The 16,305-nt window shown below is 67.2% G+C and carries 14 protein-coding genes, 2 tRNA genes and 1 riboswitch; of the genes, 10 read left to right on the plus strand and 6 right to left on the minus strand.

The annotated features are described in order from the left end of the window. Positions 1-425: single-stranded DNA-binding protein (locus G6023_RS02390; RefSeq protein ID WP_182633981.1), on the minus strand; the 425-nt coding region annotated here is incomplete at its 3' end. 169 nt (positions 426-594) lie between these two features. Then, positions 595-2,625: a bifunctional copper resistance protein CopD/cytochrome c oxidase assembly protein gene (locus G6023_RS02395; RefSeq protein WP_182633982.1), complete on the minus strand. Its 2,031-nt coding sequence runs from the start codon at positions 2,623-2,625 to the stop codon at positions 595-597. A gap of 108 nt (positions 2,626-2,733) precedes the next feature. On the opposite strand from G6023_RS02395, the gene G6023_RS02400 reads away from it, so the two are divergent. The 4 genes from G6023_RS02400 (at position 2,734) to G6023_RS02415 (ending at position 5,708) form a co-directional block, all read left to right on the plus strand. Further along, positions 2,734-2,806: transfer RNA gene (locus G6023_RS02400), tRNA-Arg, on the plus strand. A 139-nt stretch (positions 2,807-2,945) separates the two neighbouring features. Further along, positions 2,946-3,043, plus strand: a riboswitch (TPP riboswitch). A gap of 33 nt (positions 3,044-3,076) precedes the next feature. Beyond that, entirely contained in the window at positions 3,077-3,865 is a 789-nt protein-coding gene (locus G6023_RS02405) for an ABC transporter ATP-binding protein (RefSeq protein ID WP_347570700.1), read from the plus strand. Then, positions 3,862-4,641 (plus strand): ABC transporter permease, encoded by a 780-nt coding sequence (locus G6023_RS02410; protein ID WP_182633984.1) that lies wholly within the window; start codon positions 3,862-3,864, stop codon positions 4,639-4,641. The genes G6023_RS02405 and G6023_RS02410 overlap by 4 nt, the downstream gene beginning before the upstream one ends. Beyond that, positions 4,638-5,708, plus strand: a complete 1,071-nt coding sequence (locus G6023_RS02415) for an ABC transporter substrate-binding protein (protein ID WP_182633985.1) — start codon at positions 4,638-4,640, stop codon at positions 5,706-5,708. The genes G6023_RS02410 and G6023_RS02415 overlap by 4 nt, the downstream gene beginning before the upstream one ends. 120 nt (positions 5,709-5,828) lie before the next feature. On the opposite strand, the gene G6023_RS02420 is transcribed toward G6023_RS02415, so the two are convergent. Continuing rightward, entirely contained in the window at positions 5,829-6,782 is a 954-nt protein-coding gene (locus G6023_RS02420) for a GlxA family transcriptional regulator (protein ID WP_182633986.1), read from the minus strand. 118 nt (positions 6,783-6,900) lie between these two features. Between G6023_RS02420 and G6023_RS02425 the strand changes: the two genes are divergently transcribed. Beyond that, positions 6,901-7,530, plus strand: a complete 630-nt coding sequence (locus G6023_RS02425) for a cysteine hydrolase family protein (protein WP_119192386.1) — start codon at positions 6,901-6,903, stop codon at positions 7,528-7,530. A 78-nt stretch (positions 7,531-7,608) separates the two neighbouring features. Here the strand turns inward: G6023_RS02425 and G6023_RS02430 are convergent, their stop codons facing one another. After that, a complete protein-coding gene (locus G6023_RS02430; protein ID WP_067719842.1) occupies positions 7,609-8,598 on the minus strand; it encodes a TIGR03557 family F420-dependent LLM class oxidoreductase in 990 nt (329 codons plus the stop codon). A 133-nt stretch (positions 8,599-8,731) separates the two neighbouring features. Between G6023_RS02430 and G6023_RS02435 the strand changes: the two genes are divergently transcribed. Continuing rightward, positions 8,732-9,409 carry an HAD family hydrolase gene (locus G6023_RS02435; protein ID WP_182633987.1) on the plus strand — a complete coding sequence of 226 codons (678 nt, stop codon included), beginning with the start codon at positions 8,732-8,734 and terminating at the stop codon, positions 9,407-9,409. A gap of 170 nt (positions 9,410-9,579) precedes the next feature. Next, positions 9,580-11,859: a KAP family P-loop NTPase fold protein gene (locus G6023_RS02440; RefSeq protein WP_182633988.1), complete on the plus strand. Its 2,280-nt coding sequence runs from the start codon at positions 9,580-9,582 to the stop codon at positions 11,857-11,859. 259 nt (positions 11,860-12,118) lie between these two features. Here G6023_RS02440 and G6023_RS02445 read toward each other — a convergent pair whose 3' ends face one another. Then, positions 12,119-13,435, minus strand: a complete 1,317-nt coding sequence (locus G6023_RS02445) for an MFS transporter (protein ID WP_182633992.1) — start codon at positions 13,433-13,435, stop codon at positions 12,119-12,121. A 207-nt stretch (positions 13,436-13,642) separates the two neighbouring features. Here G6023_RS02445 and cmrA point away from each other — a divergent pair, with 207 nt between their 5' ends. The 3 genes from cmrA (at position 13,643) to G6023_RS02460 (ending at position 15,347) form a co-directional block, all read left to right on the plus strand. Beyond that, positions 13,643-14,464, plus strand: a complete 822-nt coding sequence (cmrA, locus tag G6023_RS02450) for a mycolate reductase (RefSeq protein ID WP_182633989.1) — start codon at positions 13,643-13,645, stop codon at positions 14,462-14,464. Positions 14,465-14,509: 45 nt separating this feature from the next. Continuing rightward, positions 14,510-15,178 carry an oligoribonuclease gene (gene orn / locus G6023_RS02455; protein WP_182633990.1) on the plus strand — a complete coding sequence of 223 codons (669 nt, stop codon included), beginning with the start codon at positions 14,510-14,512 and terminating at the stop codon, positions 15,176-15,178. A gap of 96 nt (positions 15,179-15,274) precedes the next feature. Next, positions 15,275-15,347 (plus strand) — tRNA-His (locus G6023_RS02460). A gap of 89 nt (positions 15,348-15,436) precedes the next feature. Here G6023_RS02460 and G6023_RS02465 read toward each other — a convergent pair. Then, a partial coding sequence (locus tag G6023_RS02465; RefSeq protein WP_182633991.1) for a DUF2804 domain-containing protein occupies positions 15,437-16,305 on the minus strand: 869 nt, incomplete at its 5' end.

Genomic DNA, 16,305 nt, shown 5'->3' on the forward strand with positions numbered 1-16,305 from the left:
CCGCCCTCGTCGACGCCCGCACCGTCGACACCCGCCCCGTCGACGCCGGCCCCCTCGGCCGGCGCGTCCGTCCTGGCGCGGCGCACGGTGACGTCCATGCGGGACAGGTCGGGCCCCACGGCGCTGACCCGCATCTCCAGGTCGCGCATGATGCGGCCGTCGCGTTCGTACTCGTTGGTGAGCAGCCGGCCGTGCAGGATCACGCCGTCGCCCTTGCACAGCGCGCCGGACGCCCGTTGCCCGAGGCGTCCCCAGCAGTTGGCCGAGAAGTACAGAGTGCCGCCGGTCTTCCATTCGCCGGTGAGCCGGTCCTGGTAGCGGCTGTTGCTCGCCACCCGGAAGGTGAACACCTGGTCGTCGCCCACTCTCCGGGTGGTGGGGTCGGTGATCACGGTTCCGCGGACGGTCGTGTGGGTCTCGTTCATGGGGTCACTCCTGTCACGTTCGGCCGACCGTGCGTCGGCCTCGTGACTTGCAGCGTGCCCCACCTCGTCGTCGTCACCCCTCGTTCCCACCGCCCGCGGTGGCCGCCCTGTGGAGGGGGGCGGGGGGTGTGGAGAACCGGCGCCTGTGACGACGACGAGGTGTTCGGTCTCAGGGCCGGCGGTCGGCGCGGGACATCTCCCGGAGCATCTCGTTGTAGGCCTTGAGCTCGGCATCGTCGTCGCGGTCGGCCTGCCGCTCGCCGCGCCGCGCCTCGCGCATGTCGCTCTGGTACCACTGCCACGCCAGGGCCAGCATGACGATCACCAGCGGGATCTCCCCCGCCGCCCACGCGACGCCACCGCCGACCTGCTGGCTCTGCAGCAGATCCGGGATCCACGGCAGGCCGATGCCCGAATACCAGGGCTCGGCCAGCACGGTCTTGGTGTTCATGAGCAGGATGCCGAAGAACGCGTGGAAGGGCAGCGAACTCAGCAGGACCATGAGCTTGTACATCGGCGAGAAGTGCCGCGGCGCGGCGTCCACGCCGATGATCACCCAGTAGAACAGGTAGCCGCTGATGAGGAAGTGCACGTTCATGAACATGTGGCCCAGGTGCTCCGAGGCCAACGTCTGATAGAACCCGCCGAAGTAGATGAGGTAGAAACCGGCCACGAACTGCACCGACGCCACGATCGGGTGGGTGAGGAAGTGCGAGAGCGGGTTGTTGATGAACTCCACCAGCCACTCGCGGGGCCCGGGAGGGTTGCCGCGACCGGCGGCCGGGAGCGCGCGCAGGGCCAGCGTGAACGGGCCACCGAGCGCGAGGAGGACCGGCACCAGCATCGAGATGAGCATGTGGCCCACCATGTGGCTGGCGAAGTCGGCCATCATGTACATCCCCATGCCGGAACTGGTGGTGAGGAACAGGATCACGCAGCCCGCCACCCAGAACGCGGTGCGGCTCAGCGGCCAGGCATCCCCACGGCGGCGCAGCCGCACCAGGCCCCAGAGGTACAGGCCGAGCAGGACCACCGCGGCCAGACCCAGCACCAGGTCGAAGCGCCAGGTGCCGAAGACCGTTCCGAACGCGAAGGGCCCGGGCAGCTCGAAGCCCAGTAGCGCCTCCTGCCTCGTGGGCACGTACAGCGGCGCCGGCGGCGGGGTGCGGCCGAGCGAGACCGACAGCCCCAGGGTGCCGGCCATGACGACGGCCTCCACCACGATGATCCGCAGCAGCGTGGGCCGGTCGACCGGCGCGTTGGCCCCCGTCGACTCGATCTTGGCGATGATCCGGCGGCGGATCGCCAGACCGAACAGAGCCAACAGGCACAGCAGGAGAGCCTTGGACACCACCAACAGTCCGTAGGTGGAGGTGAGAAGGTCACCCGGGTGCAGGCGGACGAGCGCGTTGATCACGCCCGTGAACCCGAGGGCGACGATCGCGACCGTCGCCACCACCGAGTAGCGGCGCAGGGCCAGGGCGACGCGCGAGCCGCCGCGCCACGTGTGGATGATCAGCGCGACGAGCCCACCCACGTAGAACGCGGCGCCGAACAGGTGGATCATCAGCGAGTTGGTGGCCAGGTCGTGCGCGGTGCTGCCGGACGCGTGGCCCGTGGCCGCCACCGGAAGCAGCGACAGCAGGGAGACGGCCAGCCAGATGACCGACCACCGCCAGCTCAGTGTGAGCCGCTGCCCGATCCCGGCGACCAGCGCGATGATCGCCGCCCAGCGCCACGAGGACGCGATGTCGATCTGGTTGATCGCGACCAACCACTGGTCCGGCGGGAGCGACTGGAGGAAGGTGCGCCCGGAGACGTCCGACAGGGTCAGCGGGATGAGCAGTGCCGCGGCGATCGCCCAGGCGATGTTCGCCCACGACGAGATCTGCTGCATGCGGTAACCGTCGACGTCGAGGGTCTTGTCCTTCTGCGGCGGGGTGAAGAACGCCGCGAACAGTGCCGCCCCCACGGCCACGGCGGCGAGGAGCTCGCCGATCGACCGCAGGGCCGGGAGGCCGGCCGTGGTGAGCGGGCCCGGATCGGGCACGCCCACCAGCTCGAGCGCCACCTCGGCGGACATGGCCGACAGTGGGATGACCACCGCGGCCGCCACCGCCGCCAGGAGCAGTACCAGGGCGACGATGTTGCGGGTTCCGAACCGCCCGGCGGTGGCGGGGGCGGTCTTCGACGACGTCATGACCACCATCGTAGGAACTGCGGCGCCCCCGGGCCGATTCGCCACTGTCGGACCCACCCCCCGGATCGGCTACCATTCTCCCGGCGACGCCCCACGCGCGCGTCGCAGGCCTCCGTAGCTCAGTGGATAGAGCATCCGGTTTCTACCCGGCTGGTCAGGGGTTCGAATCCTCTCGGGGGCGCACTCACGCCGACACGGGCCGGCAGTCCGCACGCCACTGACGGCGGCCCGCCCGCTCCTCGCTCCAGCCATGGACGCACATCAGATCCCGAGATGTGCCGATGGTACGTTCGGACTTCGAGCTGATTCGCAAGATCAGCATCGATGACACGGGGTGCCCCTACCGAACGGGGCTGAGATCACACCCGCTGAACCTGAACTCGTTCACACGAGCGGAGGGATGTCAGATGCGCTGGCATGCGCTTTCGTGAGCCGCCCAGGAACCACGGCAGTGGCGCTGGATGGATTGGGACACACCTATCCGGGCGCGCTCCGCCCGGTTCTCGCAGACCTCAACCTGTCCGTTCCGGTAGGCGAGCACATCGCCGTTGTCGGACGCAGCGGATGCGGAAAGTCGACGCTGCTGTCGGTGATCGCCGGCCTCGTCCAACCGACCACCGGGACCGCCGCCGTCCTCGATGAACGCCGGCCCGCACGACGCCTGGAGTCCTGCGCGTTGATGCGCCAGGGCGACAGCCTGTTGCCCTGGCTGTCCCTGCTCGACAACGTCGCGATCAGTCTCCGCAACCAACGAGTGCGCCGGCGCGTGGCCCGATCCGAGGCCCAGCGCATGCTGGACCGCGTGGGACTGGGCGCCTGGTCCGATGCCCGTCCCTCAGCTCTCAGCGCGGGCATGCGCCAGCGCGCCGCTCTCACGCGGGCTCTGCTGGCGCGCAAACCCGTGCTGCTGGCCGACGAGCCGCTCGGCGCGCTCGACGCGATCACCCGTGCGGAGGTCCAGCAGTGGCTCCGCGACACCATCACCCACACCTCGGCCACCCTCGTCATGGTCACGCACGACGTCGATGAGGCGCTGCTCCTCGCCGAACGCGTGGTCCTGCTCGCACGACACGAGCCCGACGCCCCGGCGCGTGTGGTCTCCACCTGGCCGGGATGGTTCGGTGACGACCGCCCCCGCGAGGTCCTCCTCGGCGACGAGGACTTCGCCACAGCTCGCCGGGAAGTGCTCCGGGCACTGGCCCGGGAATCGCACCTCACCGAGGGAGGGACCGACCGATGACCGTGCGACTCCTTCGGTCCGCCGCCCCTGCCTGCGTCACGCTCCTGCTGGTCCTCGCCGCGTGGATAACGGTCACCTCGCTCGAGCTCGTGCCCGAGTACGTCATTCCCGCGCCCCTCGCCGTGCTCGACTCGCTCGTGACCACCTGGCCCGACCGGCTCGGTTCCGCCACGCTGCTGACCGCCACCGAGACGATCACCGGAGTGGTACTCGGGGTGTTCGTCGCCGTGGCCGTGGTGATCGTCAGCGCATTCGTGCCCGCCGTCGGGCAGGCCATGACCCCACTACTGATCGCCTCCCAGGCCATCCCGGTCATCGTGATCGGCCCGCTCCTGACGATCTCCCTCGGCTACGGCATGGCACCGAAGGTCATCGTGGTCGCCCTGTTGTGCTTCTTCCCGGTCGCGCTCAACCTGCTCTCCGGTGTCCGGACAGTCGACGCCCGGCTGATCGACACGCTACGGAGCCTGCACGCCACCAGGTGGTCACTCTTCTGGCGGGTACGCCTGCCCTTCGCGGCACCACGCGGTTTCGCCGGATTGCGCGTCTCGGCCACCTTCGCGCCGGTGGCCGCCGTCTTCGCCGAGTACACCGGCTCCACCAACGGCCTGGGCTACCTCATGCTCCAGGCGATTCCCCGGCTCCAGACCGATTTCGTCTTTGCCCAGGTGGCCGTGCTGACGATCATGTCCAGCGTCCTCCTTGCCAGCGTGACCATCCTCGAACGCCTGATCTGCCCGTGGAACACTCCCACCGGGGAAAGGAACCCATCATGACGGACACACGACCCAGCAGGATCCGACGCCGGACTCTCTCGCGACCCGGGGTGAGCGTGCTCGCGATCGCGGCCGCAGCCACTGTGGCTCTGACCGGGTGTCAGGCGGCCTCGGACACCGCCGCGCCCGAAGCCGCCGAGTCGGGAGCCACCGACAACGCCCCGGTCAGTGTTCTGCTCGACTGGAGCCCCAATCCCGACCATGTGGCCCTGTACACCGCGCAGCACACCGGCACCTACGCCGACGCCGGCGTGGACGTGACGTTCACGACGCCGTCCAACACGGCCGACGCCGCCCGGGAGGTGTCCCTGGGGCGGGTCGACCTGGCCATCTCCTACGAGCCCGACACGCTCATCGCCCTCGAACAGGGACTCGACGTGATCTCGGTCGCGGCACTGATCCCGACGTCCTTGACCTCCCTGATCGCCAAGACGGAGTCCGGCATCACCTCCGCAGCCGATCTGGAGGGCAAGACCGTGGGGTTGTCGGGGCTGGCCTCCCAGGAACCGACCCTCGACTTCATCGCCCGTGAGGCCGGAATCGATCCTGACTCGATATCCACCCCCAATGTGCAGCAGAGTCTCAACCAGTCGCTGCTCACCGACCAGGTGGACGCGATCTTCGGGGCGTTCCGCAACATCGAAGGCGTGGAACTCGGCGCCCGGGGCGATGTCGAGATCATGCCGGTCACCGAACTCGGGGTGCCCGACTACGCGGAACTGGTGATCATCGCGAACCCGAACCGGCTCGCCGGCGACGCCGACTATGCCGAGCGCGTGGGCGACTTCCTCGCCGGAACCGAGGCCGGGCAGCAGGCCGCGTTGGCGGACCACCGTATTGCCCTCGAGTCCCTCACCCCGGTGACCGAGGGCTCCTACGAGCCCGACATGCTGGAGAAGATGATCGACGCCACGCTGGCGCTTCTACCCGAGGAGGATTTCGGGCGGCAGACAGCCCGGGACTGGGCGGCCTACGCGTCGTGGATGCATGACAACGGACTGCTGGAGACCGAGGTCGACGGCGCCGCTGCCATGACCAACGACTACCTGCCCCTGTCCGGCGGCTAGATTTTCTGGTCACGCAGATCGTGGCCATGACGTCTGCGGCCGCGTTCCGGCACCGGGCAGGCGTCGCCCCTACCGGTCGGGACGCGTCCGCATGGTCCGGGGCGACGGGCCTGGTGGAACTCACTCCTGCGCCTCCCCGAACCGGGCGCGGTAGGACGACGGTGTCGTCGAATACTTCCTGTCGAAGTTCTGCCGGAACGTCACCGCGCTGCCGAACCCGCAGTCGCGGGCGATGTCCTCGATCGAGCGGGTCGTGGTCTCGAGCAGCGTCCGCGCGTGGTCGAGCCGGCGCGACAGCACCCATCGCCCGGGGCTCGCGCCGGTGGTCGCCCGGAACTTCCGGGCGAAGCTGCGTCTGCTCATGCAGGCGTGTCCGGCGAGGTCGTCCACCGAGAGCGGCCGGTCGAGATTGGCCAGCGCCCAGTCGATCGTCTCCCCGATCTCCCCGTCGTCTCCCGCGTCGGGCACCGGCAGTTCCACGTACTGCGCCTGGTCACCCTCGCGGTGCGGCGCCACCACGATCCTGCGGGCCAGCACGGCGGCCTTCGCGGCACCGAGCCGGGATCGGACGATGTGGACGCACGCGTCGAGCGAGGCGGCCGTCCCCGCGGAGGTGATCACATCCCCGTGGTCGATGTACAGGTCGGACGAGCGGACGTCGACCGCCGGGTACCGCAGGGCGAGCTCCGCCGCACCCTCCCAGTGGGTGACGACGGTACGACCGTCCAGCACTCCGCTCGCGACCACGGGATAGGCACCGAGGCACAACCCCGCCACCAGGCTGCCCCGGGAATGGGCGCCACGCACGATCGATAACAGGCACGGATCCCGGTCGGGGAGTTCCGGAGACCATGAGGGGAAAACCAGTATGTCGGCCTGCTCCGCCGTCGCGGGCCCGTCGAGGTCGCCGAGCACGATCCCCTCGGCGGTGTTGACGTCTCCGCCGTCTGTGCTCCAGGTGTCGACCTGCCACCCGTCCGCGAGTCCGAGCCGGGTCACCTCGCCGAAGACGAGGAGGGGCGCCGCGAGGTGGAACATCGTGATGCCGTCGAAGACGTGAACGGCGATACGCACAGGTTGGCCCATTTCCATCGAAAGTGTTCCTTTGTGCCGCTCACGGTAGCGCAGTCGGTCCGCGAGGATCGGGGTAACGGCCGAGTTCCCGGCCGTACCGCCTATCCGGAGGATCCACATGAGTTCGCAGAATCGCGCGTTGATCGTCGTCGACGTACAGCAGGAGTACTTCGACGGTCCGCTCGAGATCCAGTACCCACCCCGTGACGAGTCGCTCGCCCAGATCGTCCGTGCGGTCGACGCGGCGAGCGAGGCCGGCATGCCCGTGGTGGTCGTCCAGCACGACCTGCCGGAGGGCGCTCCGGTGTTCGCGAACGGCAGCGCCGGGTGGTCCCTGCACGCGGACCTCGAGAGCCGCCTCCAGCCGCAGTGGAAGCGCGTGACCAAGAGTTATGCCAGCGTCTTCGACGGCACCGGGCTGGTCGACTGGCTTCGGGAGCAGGGCGTCGACCGGGTGACGCTCGTCGGCTACATGACCAACAACTGCATTCTCGGCACCGCCGTGACCGCGGAACCGCTGGGCATCGCCGTGGAGGTCCTCTCCGACGCCACCGGTGCGATCCACATCTCCAACTCCGCCGGGTCGGTCCCGGCACAGCAGGTCCACGAGACGCTGATGGCAGTGCTCAACTCGAATCTCGCCGCGGTCGCCACGACCGACGCCTGGGTCGAGTCCGTCTCGTCTGGGGCCGAGCTCACCGGCAGCGATCTGGGCAGTTCCGCCATGCAGGGCCGCGCCGAGCACTGACCGCGGGACGTCGCGAAGGGCCCGGCAGACCGAGGCACTCGCCCCGGCCGGCCGGACAGCCACTGCGTGGCCCCGCGATCAGCCCGCGGCCTCCCGCAGCCGCGCCAGCAGCGGCTCGGCGGCCTCCTCGAGGAACCGGTCGAGGGTGGAGTCGCCGATCTGGATCAGCGCGATGTCGGTGTACCCGGCCTCCCAGTAGGGCCGCACCTTCTCGACGATCGCGTCGAGGTCGGGCCCGCACGCCAGCTGCTCCCCCACGTCCTCGGGGCGGATGAACTGGGTGGCGGCGGCGAACCCGGCGGTGGTGGGCAGGTCGGAGTTCATGGCCCACCCGCCGGCGAACCACCGGAACTGGTCGTGCGCGCGCTCGACGGCGGCGGACTCCGAGTCGGGGTCCCAGCTGATGGGGATCTGTGCGATCGCGCGGGCGCCGTCACCGATCCGGGTCTGGCCCTCGAGGCCGTTCCACTTCTCGATGTAGCTGCTCTCGGGCTCGGTGGCGATGAGGTGGTCGCCCAGCGGTCCGAGGTGCGCGAGGGCCTTCTCGCCGCCGGCGGCCACGCCGATCGGCACGCGCTTATCGGGTAGGTCCCACAGTCGGGCGGAGTCCACGCGGAAGTGCTCGCCCGAGTAGGTGACCAACCCGCCGTCGAACAGTTCGCGGATGATCTCCAGCGCCTCGACGGTCATCTCGTGGCGCTCGTCCACCGACGGCCAGCGCTGCCCCACGACGTGCTCGTTGAGGTTCTCCCCCGCGCCGATGCCGAGCATGAACCGGCCGTCGGACATGATCTGCATCGTCGCGGCCTTCTGCGCCACCACGGCCGGGTGGTAGCGCAGGATCGGGCAGGTCACGTAGGTGCACAGGTCGACCCGTTCGGTGACGTGCGCGACCGCCCCGAGCACGCTCCACACGTACGGCGCGTGCCCCTGCGAGCTGAGCCAGGGGAAGTAGTGGTCCGAGGCCACCTCGAAGTCGAACCCCGCCTGCTCGGCCTTGGCCGCGTAGCGCACGAGTTCCTTGGGGCCGGACTGTTCGGTCATGAGGGTGTATCCGAATCGCGTCATGCCTATCGATCGTGCGCGCGGCCGTCCCGCGATGCCACCGGTCCCCGCGTCGGATCGACGCCGCCGCACGTGCCTGGCTCCCCACACCCCCAATCGGTTGCCGCCCGGCCCGGGGCGAGGCACCGTCGAACACATGACTACCCAGCGCGCTCTTCTCCTCGACGTCGACGGCACTCTCGTGGATTCGACCTACGTGCATGTCTGGACCTGGGTCCGCGCTCTCGCCGAGGCCGGTGCGCCGGTGCCGTTCGTGGACGTCCACCGTCGGATCGGCAAGGACGGTTCGACGATCGTGGAGGAGCTGCTCGATATCGCGGGGATCGACGACGACGAGGAGCGCGAGAGCATCGCGGGCCGGGCCAAGGACCTGCACGGTGAGTACTACGCCGAACAGGCCGAGTCGCTGCGAGTGCTCCCCGGTGCCCGCGACCTCGTACGCGGCGCCAAGGAGCAGGGGTGGATCACTGTGCTGGCCACGTCCGCGCCGCCGTCGGAGTTCGCCGAGGCCCGCGAGTTGCTCGACATCGACGACTACGTGGACGCCGTGACGACCGGTGAGGACGTCGACCGGGCCAAGCCCGATCCCACGATCGTCGAGATCGCCCTGGAGCGCTCCGGTGTCGACGCCGCGGATGCCGTCATGGTCGGCGACGCGACCTGGGACGCGATCGCGGCGACAAAGCTGGGCATCCGCTCGGTAGCGGTGCGCACGGGCGGCATCGGCGACTCGGAGCTCCGCGACGCCGGGTTCTCGAAGATCGTCGACGACGCCGCCGCCGCCGCAGAAATCCTCAGGACCGGCAACCTCTAGCCAGACTTAGCAACGACTCAAGTCAAACGAAAAACCGTCGACGATTGAGTTAGCCTTCAGTAGACGTGCGACACCGAACAATGGCTATCGGTAAAGGCACGGGAGTCGGTAGCCCACAAGAAGTGGCAATTTATCGCACTCTTAGAGCCATATGTGGAAGAGTGGCCACCGTGACCAATTCACATTCGAGACCTCAGGACGCCCCCTTCGCCGACAGGTCTATCGGAAGTCGCGAGCACGATTCGCTCGGCCGCTCCTATTTTGCACGCCAGTTGGCGAGAAGGATCAAAAGCGCGGGAACTCAATCAAGTGTTGTTTTCGGCCTTTCGGGCGCCTGGGGAGCCGGGAAAACCTCGGTCCTGGACATGATCACCGAGGAACTACGAAGACCCTCCGGCCGCGATCACCTGAGGGAATCCACACCCGGGTGGACAGTCGTCAACTTTGACCCATGGGCAGCCGATGACCCGTACATGCTAGTAGAAGAATTTTACCGAACGATCGCCTCGGCAATACCGCAAGGGGATCGCTCGAAAGCACGTGCAATACTCAACGCAGCCATTCCAGTCTCAGTGTCTTTAATTAAGCGATTAGGGACCGGCCTCATAGACCACTACACAACCAACGGCACAACGCAAGACTTGCTGACTGCCGCCACTGAAGCGGCATCCGAACAGGCTGGATCTCTTCAAATTGAAGAAGATCCGTTTGGTGCTCGTTTTGAGCGCATCCAGAGTTTATTAGCAGACCTGGATCTGAGAATTTTGGTCGTTGTTGATGACATCGACCGCCTTCACCTCCAAGAGCTACTTTCGGTACTGAAAGCAGTCCGACTCTTAGGACGGTTCGACGGTGTCCACTACCTTCTTGCCTACGATTTCCAGACAGTTATCGATGTTCTCACGCACTCCGACTTGGCAAACGGGAAACCTCGGCGCGCTGAGCGATACCTCGAGAAAATCGTGCAATCCCCTTTTGAGCTACCCCCGATCCAACTGGCACACCTTGCCCGCGAATTTGGCCACTTACTGGCATCCTTAGCAAAATTTCACGGATTCGTTCTTGGAAAATTGGAGAACGGAGTATCTGAGCGCGACCTAATCCTCGCGCAACTGCCTACCGATGAACTGACCCTCCGTTCGGTCCGACGCCTTTTTTCGCAGACTGATATGATGCTAACGCTTATCCCCGATCCTGACGATCCAGACAGCCGCGCCGCGAACGAAATTAACCTAATCGACGCCGTTCTAGTCACCTTCCTGAGACTCGAGCATCCTCAGCTTTACCGCTCCCTCCGCTCTTGGAAGATTGAATTGACGTCCAATTCAGATTCGCAAATCCGACCCCTTGACCAGTCGGAAGTTATCGCGATATGGCGAGATCGGATCGCGCAGTCGCTCTACAATAAGTCGGCCACCGCTCTAGAAATCACGCGAGCATACGCCATTATGCACGCGCTTTTTCCAGACAGCGTTCCAGCCAACGGTCCCAACGCCCACCCCGTGCCCTCCAGAGATGACCGACAGATTCGGTCGAGAGAATATTTTGAGCGATACTTCAGCTTCGGAATTTCGGAAGATGACATACGGGACGAGATCGTCATTCGAGAGGCGGTTCAGTTGCTAACCACGGGCCAACTTCCTATCGAGTCAGCTATAGCCTCCAATATATACGGAGACGACGTCGGAACTTTGGTGCAGTCGAAGCTCCTCCAACTTCTCCCGTCAGCATTAGACGAAGTTGGCGACTCACTTCAGGCCGGAGATGCTGCAATCGCGATCACAAACATGGCAGCTCCGGAAGATCGCGTCCAAGCTCACCTTACCGCTTGGTGGGCGAAATGTGTCTACCAAATTTGGATCGCGGAAACTCAACTACGAGGCCCCACATCAGCCCGCCGTGCGATTAATTCGCATCTGAAAAGGTTTGGAACACAAATTACAACCGTGCCCCTATTTGGCGGCGAAAGAAGTTTGGATTTGTCTCGGATGCCGCTGTGGCAATCCTCTGATGTAGTTCGCGATAGCGTGCGGGATGAGTTTGTATCAGCGCTATTCGAGGAGCACCCTCTAGATCCACATAACGACAAGATTTATCAACTGTGGTTCTGGACGTCGAAACAGGACGGCCTTTTCGAGGAAATCAGAGAGCGTGTTTTCGATCGACTATCTTCAGAAGAGTCGACCGACTTCATCGACCTTGTCGCAAGATTGCTTGAAGTGGAACACAAGCCATTTTTCGACGAGCCGTCCCCCAATAGTTCGACTCTAAAGTTTCCTGATATACAAACTTTGGAGGCTGTCCTCGGCCGTTCCTCATCGTGGCCTGTAGACCAACTCCGTGACCTAGCTACCCAGGCCGAGCCCGAACCCGACCAATACGATCTAACGAAAAGCAATCTCCGGTCATTTGCCCAGTACCACTTGCTTAGAGTGCTGTTTCGGCCCTGACACAAAGGATGAGAGAAGGGAACCACATCCGGAAGTTGGAGACTACCGCTAGCTAGGCAGTTGATAGTTCGACGTACAACTTTTTTCGATTGGCGAGCACCGAGATGCCTCACGCCAGTAGCCGCCTCAGGTTCTCGAAACATTGGGCACCGACCAAAAGGTGCGTCAAAGAAGTCGGCGCTCAAATTCACAGGACGACCGTCGACTGACTTGGGGGCAGTCCCAGCCAAACACTCCGGCCCGGTTGCGCGGAGCGCCGTCACTTTGGCTCGGTGGACCAAGCAGTCGCCGCCTCGGCGCGGCTCGGGGTGCGCACCGGCAGCAGCAGGAGCAGCCCCACCAGCAGCACCAGCCCTATCCCGGCGATGCCCGCGCGGTCGGCGGAGAAGGCCCACGTGAACAGGCCGAACAGGGCCGGCGCGAGGAACGAGACCGCGCGGCCGGTGGTGGCGTAGAGCCCGAACATCTGGCCGTCGCCGCCCGGAGGGGCCAGCCGCGCCAGGAACGACCGGGACGCGGACTGCGCGGGTCCGACGAACACGCACATCAGCAGCCCGAAAATCCAGAACATGCCCGTGCCGTCCACGACCAGCAGGACGGTCATGGTCGCGATCATCGCCACCAGCGACCCGATGATCACCGCCTTGGGGCCCACCGCGTCGTCGATCAGTCCCGCGACCGCCGCCCCCAGCGCCGCGACCACGTTGGCCGCCACACCGAAGATCAGGACGTCCCCCGGCGCGAGCCCGTAGACCGTCACGGCCAGGATCGCCCCGAAGGTGAACACCCCGGCCAGCCCGTCCCGGAAGATCGCGCTCGCCAGGAGGAACCTCACCGTCCGCGGATCCCGCCGCCAGAGAGCCTTGAGGTCGCGCCAGAGGATGCGATACGACTCGAGGAAGCCGGGCTCGTCGTCGTCGTTGCTGTCGAGGTCGTCGTCGTCGCTCCCCCCCGCCCCCGGGCGGTGCTCGGGCACCGACCGCAGCACCGGTAGCGCGAACAGGGCGAACCACACGGCGGCGACGAGGCAGACCAGCCGCACGTTGAGGCCACCATCGGTGGTGATGCCGAACACCCCGCGCACGGGGCCGTCGCCGTAGATGAAGCCGACGAACGCCGCGAGCAGCAGGAAGATCCCGCCGAAGTAGCCCATCGCCCACCCGAACCCGGACACGCGGCCGACGGTGGACGGCGTGGAGACCTGGCGCAGCATCGCGAAGTAGGCGACCTCGGCGAACTCGAACGTGATCGACCCGACCGCCAGCAGCACCAGGCCGACGAAGAACCACGGGTAGGGCGCGTCGGAGTCGACGAGGAACATCAGCGCCGTGAGCAGCACCGTCGCGTAGGTCCAGAGGCCCAGCGCGCGGCGGCGCCGGCCCCCGCGGTCGGCGCGTTGGCCCATCACCGGCGCGGTGAGGGCGATGACCAGCCCGGCCACGGCGATGGAGATCGACAGCCACGTGGCGGCCGAGAACGGCCCGTCGAGGTCCGCGCCCACCGAGTCGGTCAGGTAGACGGAGAAGACGAAGGTGACGATCACCGCGTTGAACGCCGCCGACCCCCAGTCCCACATCCCCCACGCCAGGACCTGCCCGCGGGCGACGCCACGGCGCGATAGTGACGACGACGAGGTGGTCGCTGACGGGGGCGGTGTTCCGATGCTGCTCACGCCGATCAGGCTAGGACCTCCACCACGCTCCGGAGGGCGGCACGCGGGTAAGGTCAGCGCTGCCACACCCGCCGTACGCGGGCGAGCCGAGTGGAAGACCCGAGGAGCCCCATGTCCCTGCCCACGCCCACCGCGTCGAACCGAGCAGTCGTCACCGGCGCCTCCTCGGGGATCGGCATGGCCCTGGCCACCGAACTCGCCCGGCGTGGGCACTCGCTGATCGTGGTGGCCCGGCGCGAGTCCGTGTTGGAGGAGCTGGCTGCCCGGCTCGAGGGCGAGTTCGGCGTGACCGTGGAGGTCCGCGCGTGCGACCTCGCCGACCCCGCCGCACGGCAGCCGCTGCTGGACGAGCTGGCCGGGCGCGAGATCTCGGTCCTGTGCAACAACGCCGGCATCGCCACCTTCGGCCCCGTCGCCTCGCTGGACCCGCAGTACGAGAAGCACCAGGTGCAGGTCAACGCCGTGGCGTGCCACGACCTGGTGCTGGCGGTGCTGCCCGGGATGGTCGAGCGGCGCTCCGGGGCGATCCTCAACGTCGGCTCCGCGGCCGGCAACATGCCGATCCCCAACAACGCCACCTACGCCGCATCCAAGGCGTTCCTCAACACCTTCTCCGAGTCGCTGCGGGGCGAGCTCAAGGGCTCCGGCGTCACCGTCACGCTGCTCGCGCCCGGCCCGGTGCGCACCGAGGAGATCGCCGAGGAGGAGAAGACCTTCGTCGACCGCCTCGTCCCCGACCGGCTCTGGGTGGACACCGAGTACACCGCCCGCGTCTCACTGGACGCGCTCGCCCGCAACAAGATGCGCATCGTCCCCGGCCCGCTGAGCCAGGCGATGTCCGTGGCCGGGAACTACACCCCGCGCGGGATCATGGCTCCGATCGTCGGAAAGTTCTACGCCAAGCTCGGCGAAGGGCAGCAGGGCGGGGCCTGATCGTCCCGCGCGGGGGCCGCGATCCTGCGGCGATATAGTCGAGTGATGCCAGAGCCGACCTCCGCCGAGACCCCTGCCCCCACGTCCTCGCCGACGCCCCACCAGGAGTCCAAGAACGACCGCATCGTCTGGATCGACTGCGAGATGACCGGCCTCGACATTAAGTCCGACGCGCTCGTGGAGATCGCCGCTCTGGTGACCGACTCCGAGCTCAACGTGCTCGGCGACGGGATCGACATCGTCATCCACGCCCCCGACGCCGAGCTCGACGCGATGGTGCCGGTCGTGCGCGACATGCACGCCTCCTCCGGCCTGACCGAGGAGATCCGCGAGTCCACGGTGACGGTCGCCGAGGCCGAGGAGCGGGTCCTCGCCTACATCCGCGAGTGGGTCCCGGTGGCGGGGTCCGCTCCCCTGGCGGGCAACTCGATCGGCACAGACCGCGGGTTCCTCGCCCGGGACATGCCCGAGCTCAACTCGTACCTGCACTACCGGATGATCGACGTCAGCTCCATCAAGGAACTGTGCCGCCGCTGGTACCCCCGCATCTACTTCGGCCAGCCGGAGAAGGGCATGTCGCACCGGGCCCTGGCGGACATCAAGGAATCCATCCGCGAGCTCGCGTACTACCGGGCCACCGCGTTCGTGCCCCAGCCCGGCCCGACCAGCGACGAGGTCAAGCAGGCCGCCGCCGATCTGCCCCCGGTCGACTGACCCGCCCGGGTCGCGGCTACTGACCCCACCTGCGGATTTCTCGGCGACGGGCCCCACGGGGTAAAGTCGTCAGCGCTGTCCGCGAGGACGGCGGTGGTGGCTGTAGTTCAGCTGGTAGAGCACCAGATTGTGATTCTGGATGTCGCGGGTTCGAGCCCCGTCAGCCACCCCGAGCGCAGGGCCCGGACCTCACGGTCCGGGCCCTGCTCCTTTCCGCCGATTCGCCTTACGTTCTCGCGGGCATCGCCGCGCCGGTGGCTACCAGCGGTTGCGGGACTGCTCCGCCCAGCCGACCAGCCCGTCGAGCGAGACCTGCGACCCGTCGTCCAGCACCCCGGTGCCGTGCCAGACGCCGAAGGCCTGGTGCGTCTTCACCGCCAGCACACCGATCTCGGTGATGTCGCGGCGAAGATGGAACGGCGTGAGCGTCGCGTCGAGGCGCTCGCCCCGCACCCGCCAGGCCCCCGCCGGATCCGTGAGGTCGTAGCTCCACCGCAGGTCCTCGCCGAGCTTGTGCATCCGGCCGTCCACCAGGATCCCGTTCTCGGTGGACCCGGTGCCGTCCGTCCACTTCCCACCGACCTGGATCGCGCGTGTCGAGCCGTCCACCACCCCGCTGCCGGCGCCCCAGTTCCAGGTGGTGGCGTAGCGCCAGCGGCCTCGCCCGCGGTCCAGGACCGCCCACCCCGTGCCGAGGTCGTGCGTCGTGCCGTCCAGGGTCACCGTGCCGGTGACGGGATTGGCGAGATCCTTGAGCGTGTACTGGAACCGGCGCTCACTCCACGGCACCACCACCGCGAGACTGTCATGGCCCGCGCGCTCGACCTCCAGGCTCACCTGCAGTCCCCGCGCCTGCACACGGATGGAGGTGCGGCCCTCGTCGTCGTCGACCTCGATCCCCACGCGCCCCGCACCCACGCCGGCCGCGGCGCGCAGGCTCCCGTCACCGGGGTCGTCGCCGAAGCGGGGCCGGTGCAGGGGCCGGATGCCGCTGCGGGTCGTCTCCACGCCCGTCCGGCGGTCCAGGACGTAGACCGCGCAGTTGGCCAGGTAGTCCAGACCCGCCACCGTCAGCCCCACCACGAAACGGTCCGTGACGATCCCCCAGTACTCCCAGCGCTTGGTGC

The organism is Dietzia sp. DQ11-71 (genome assembly GCF_014144995.1).
Classification (GTDB): Bacteria; Actinomycetota; Actinomycetes; order Mycobacteriales; family Mycobacteriaceae; genus Dietzia; species Dietzia kunjamensis.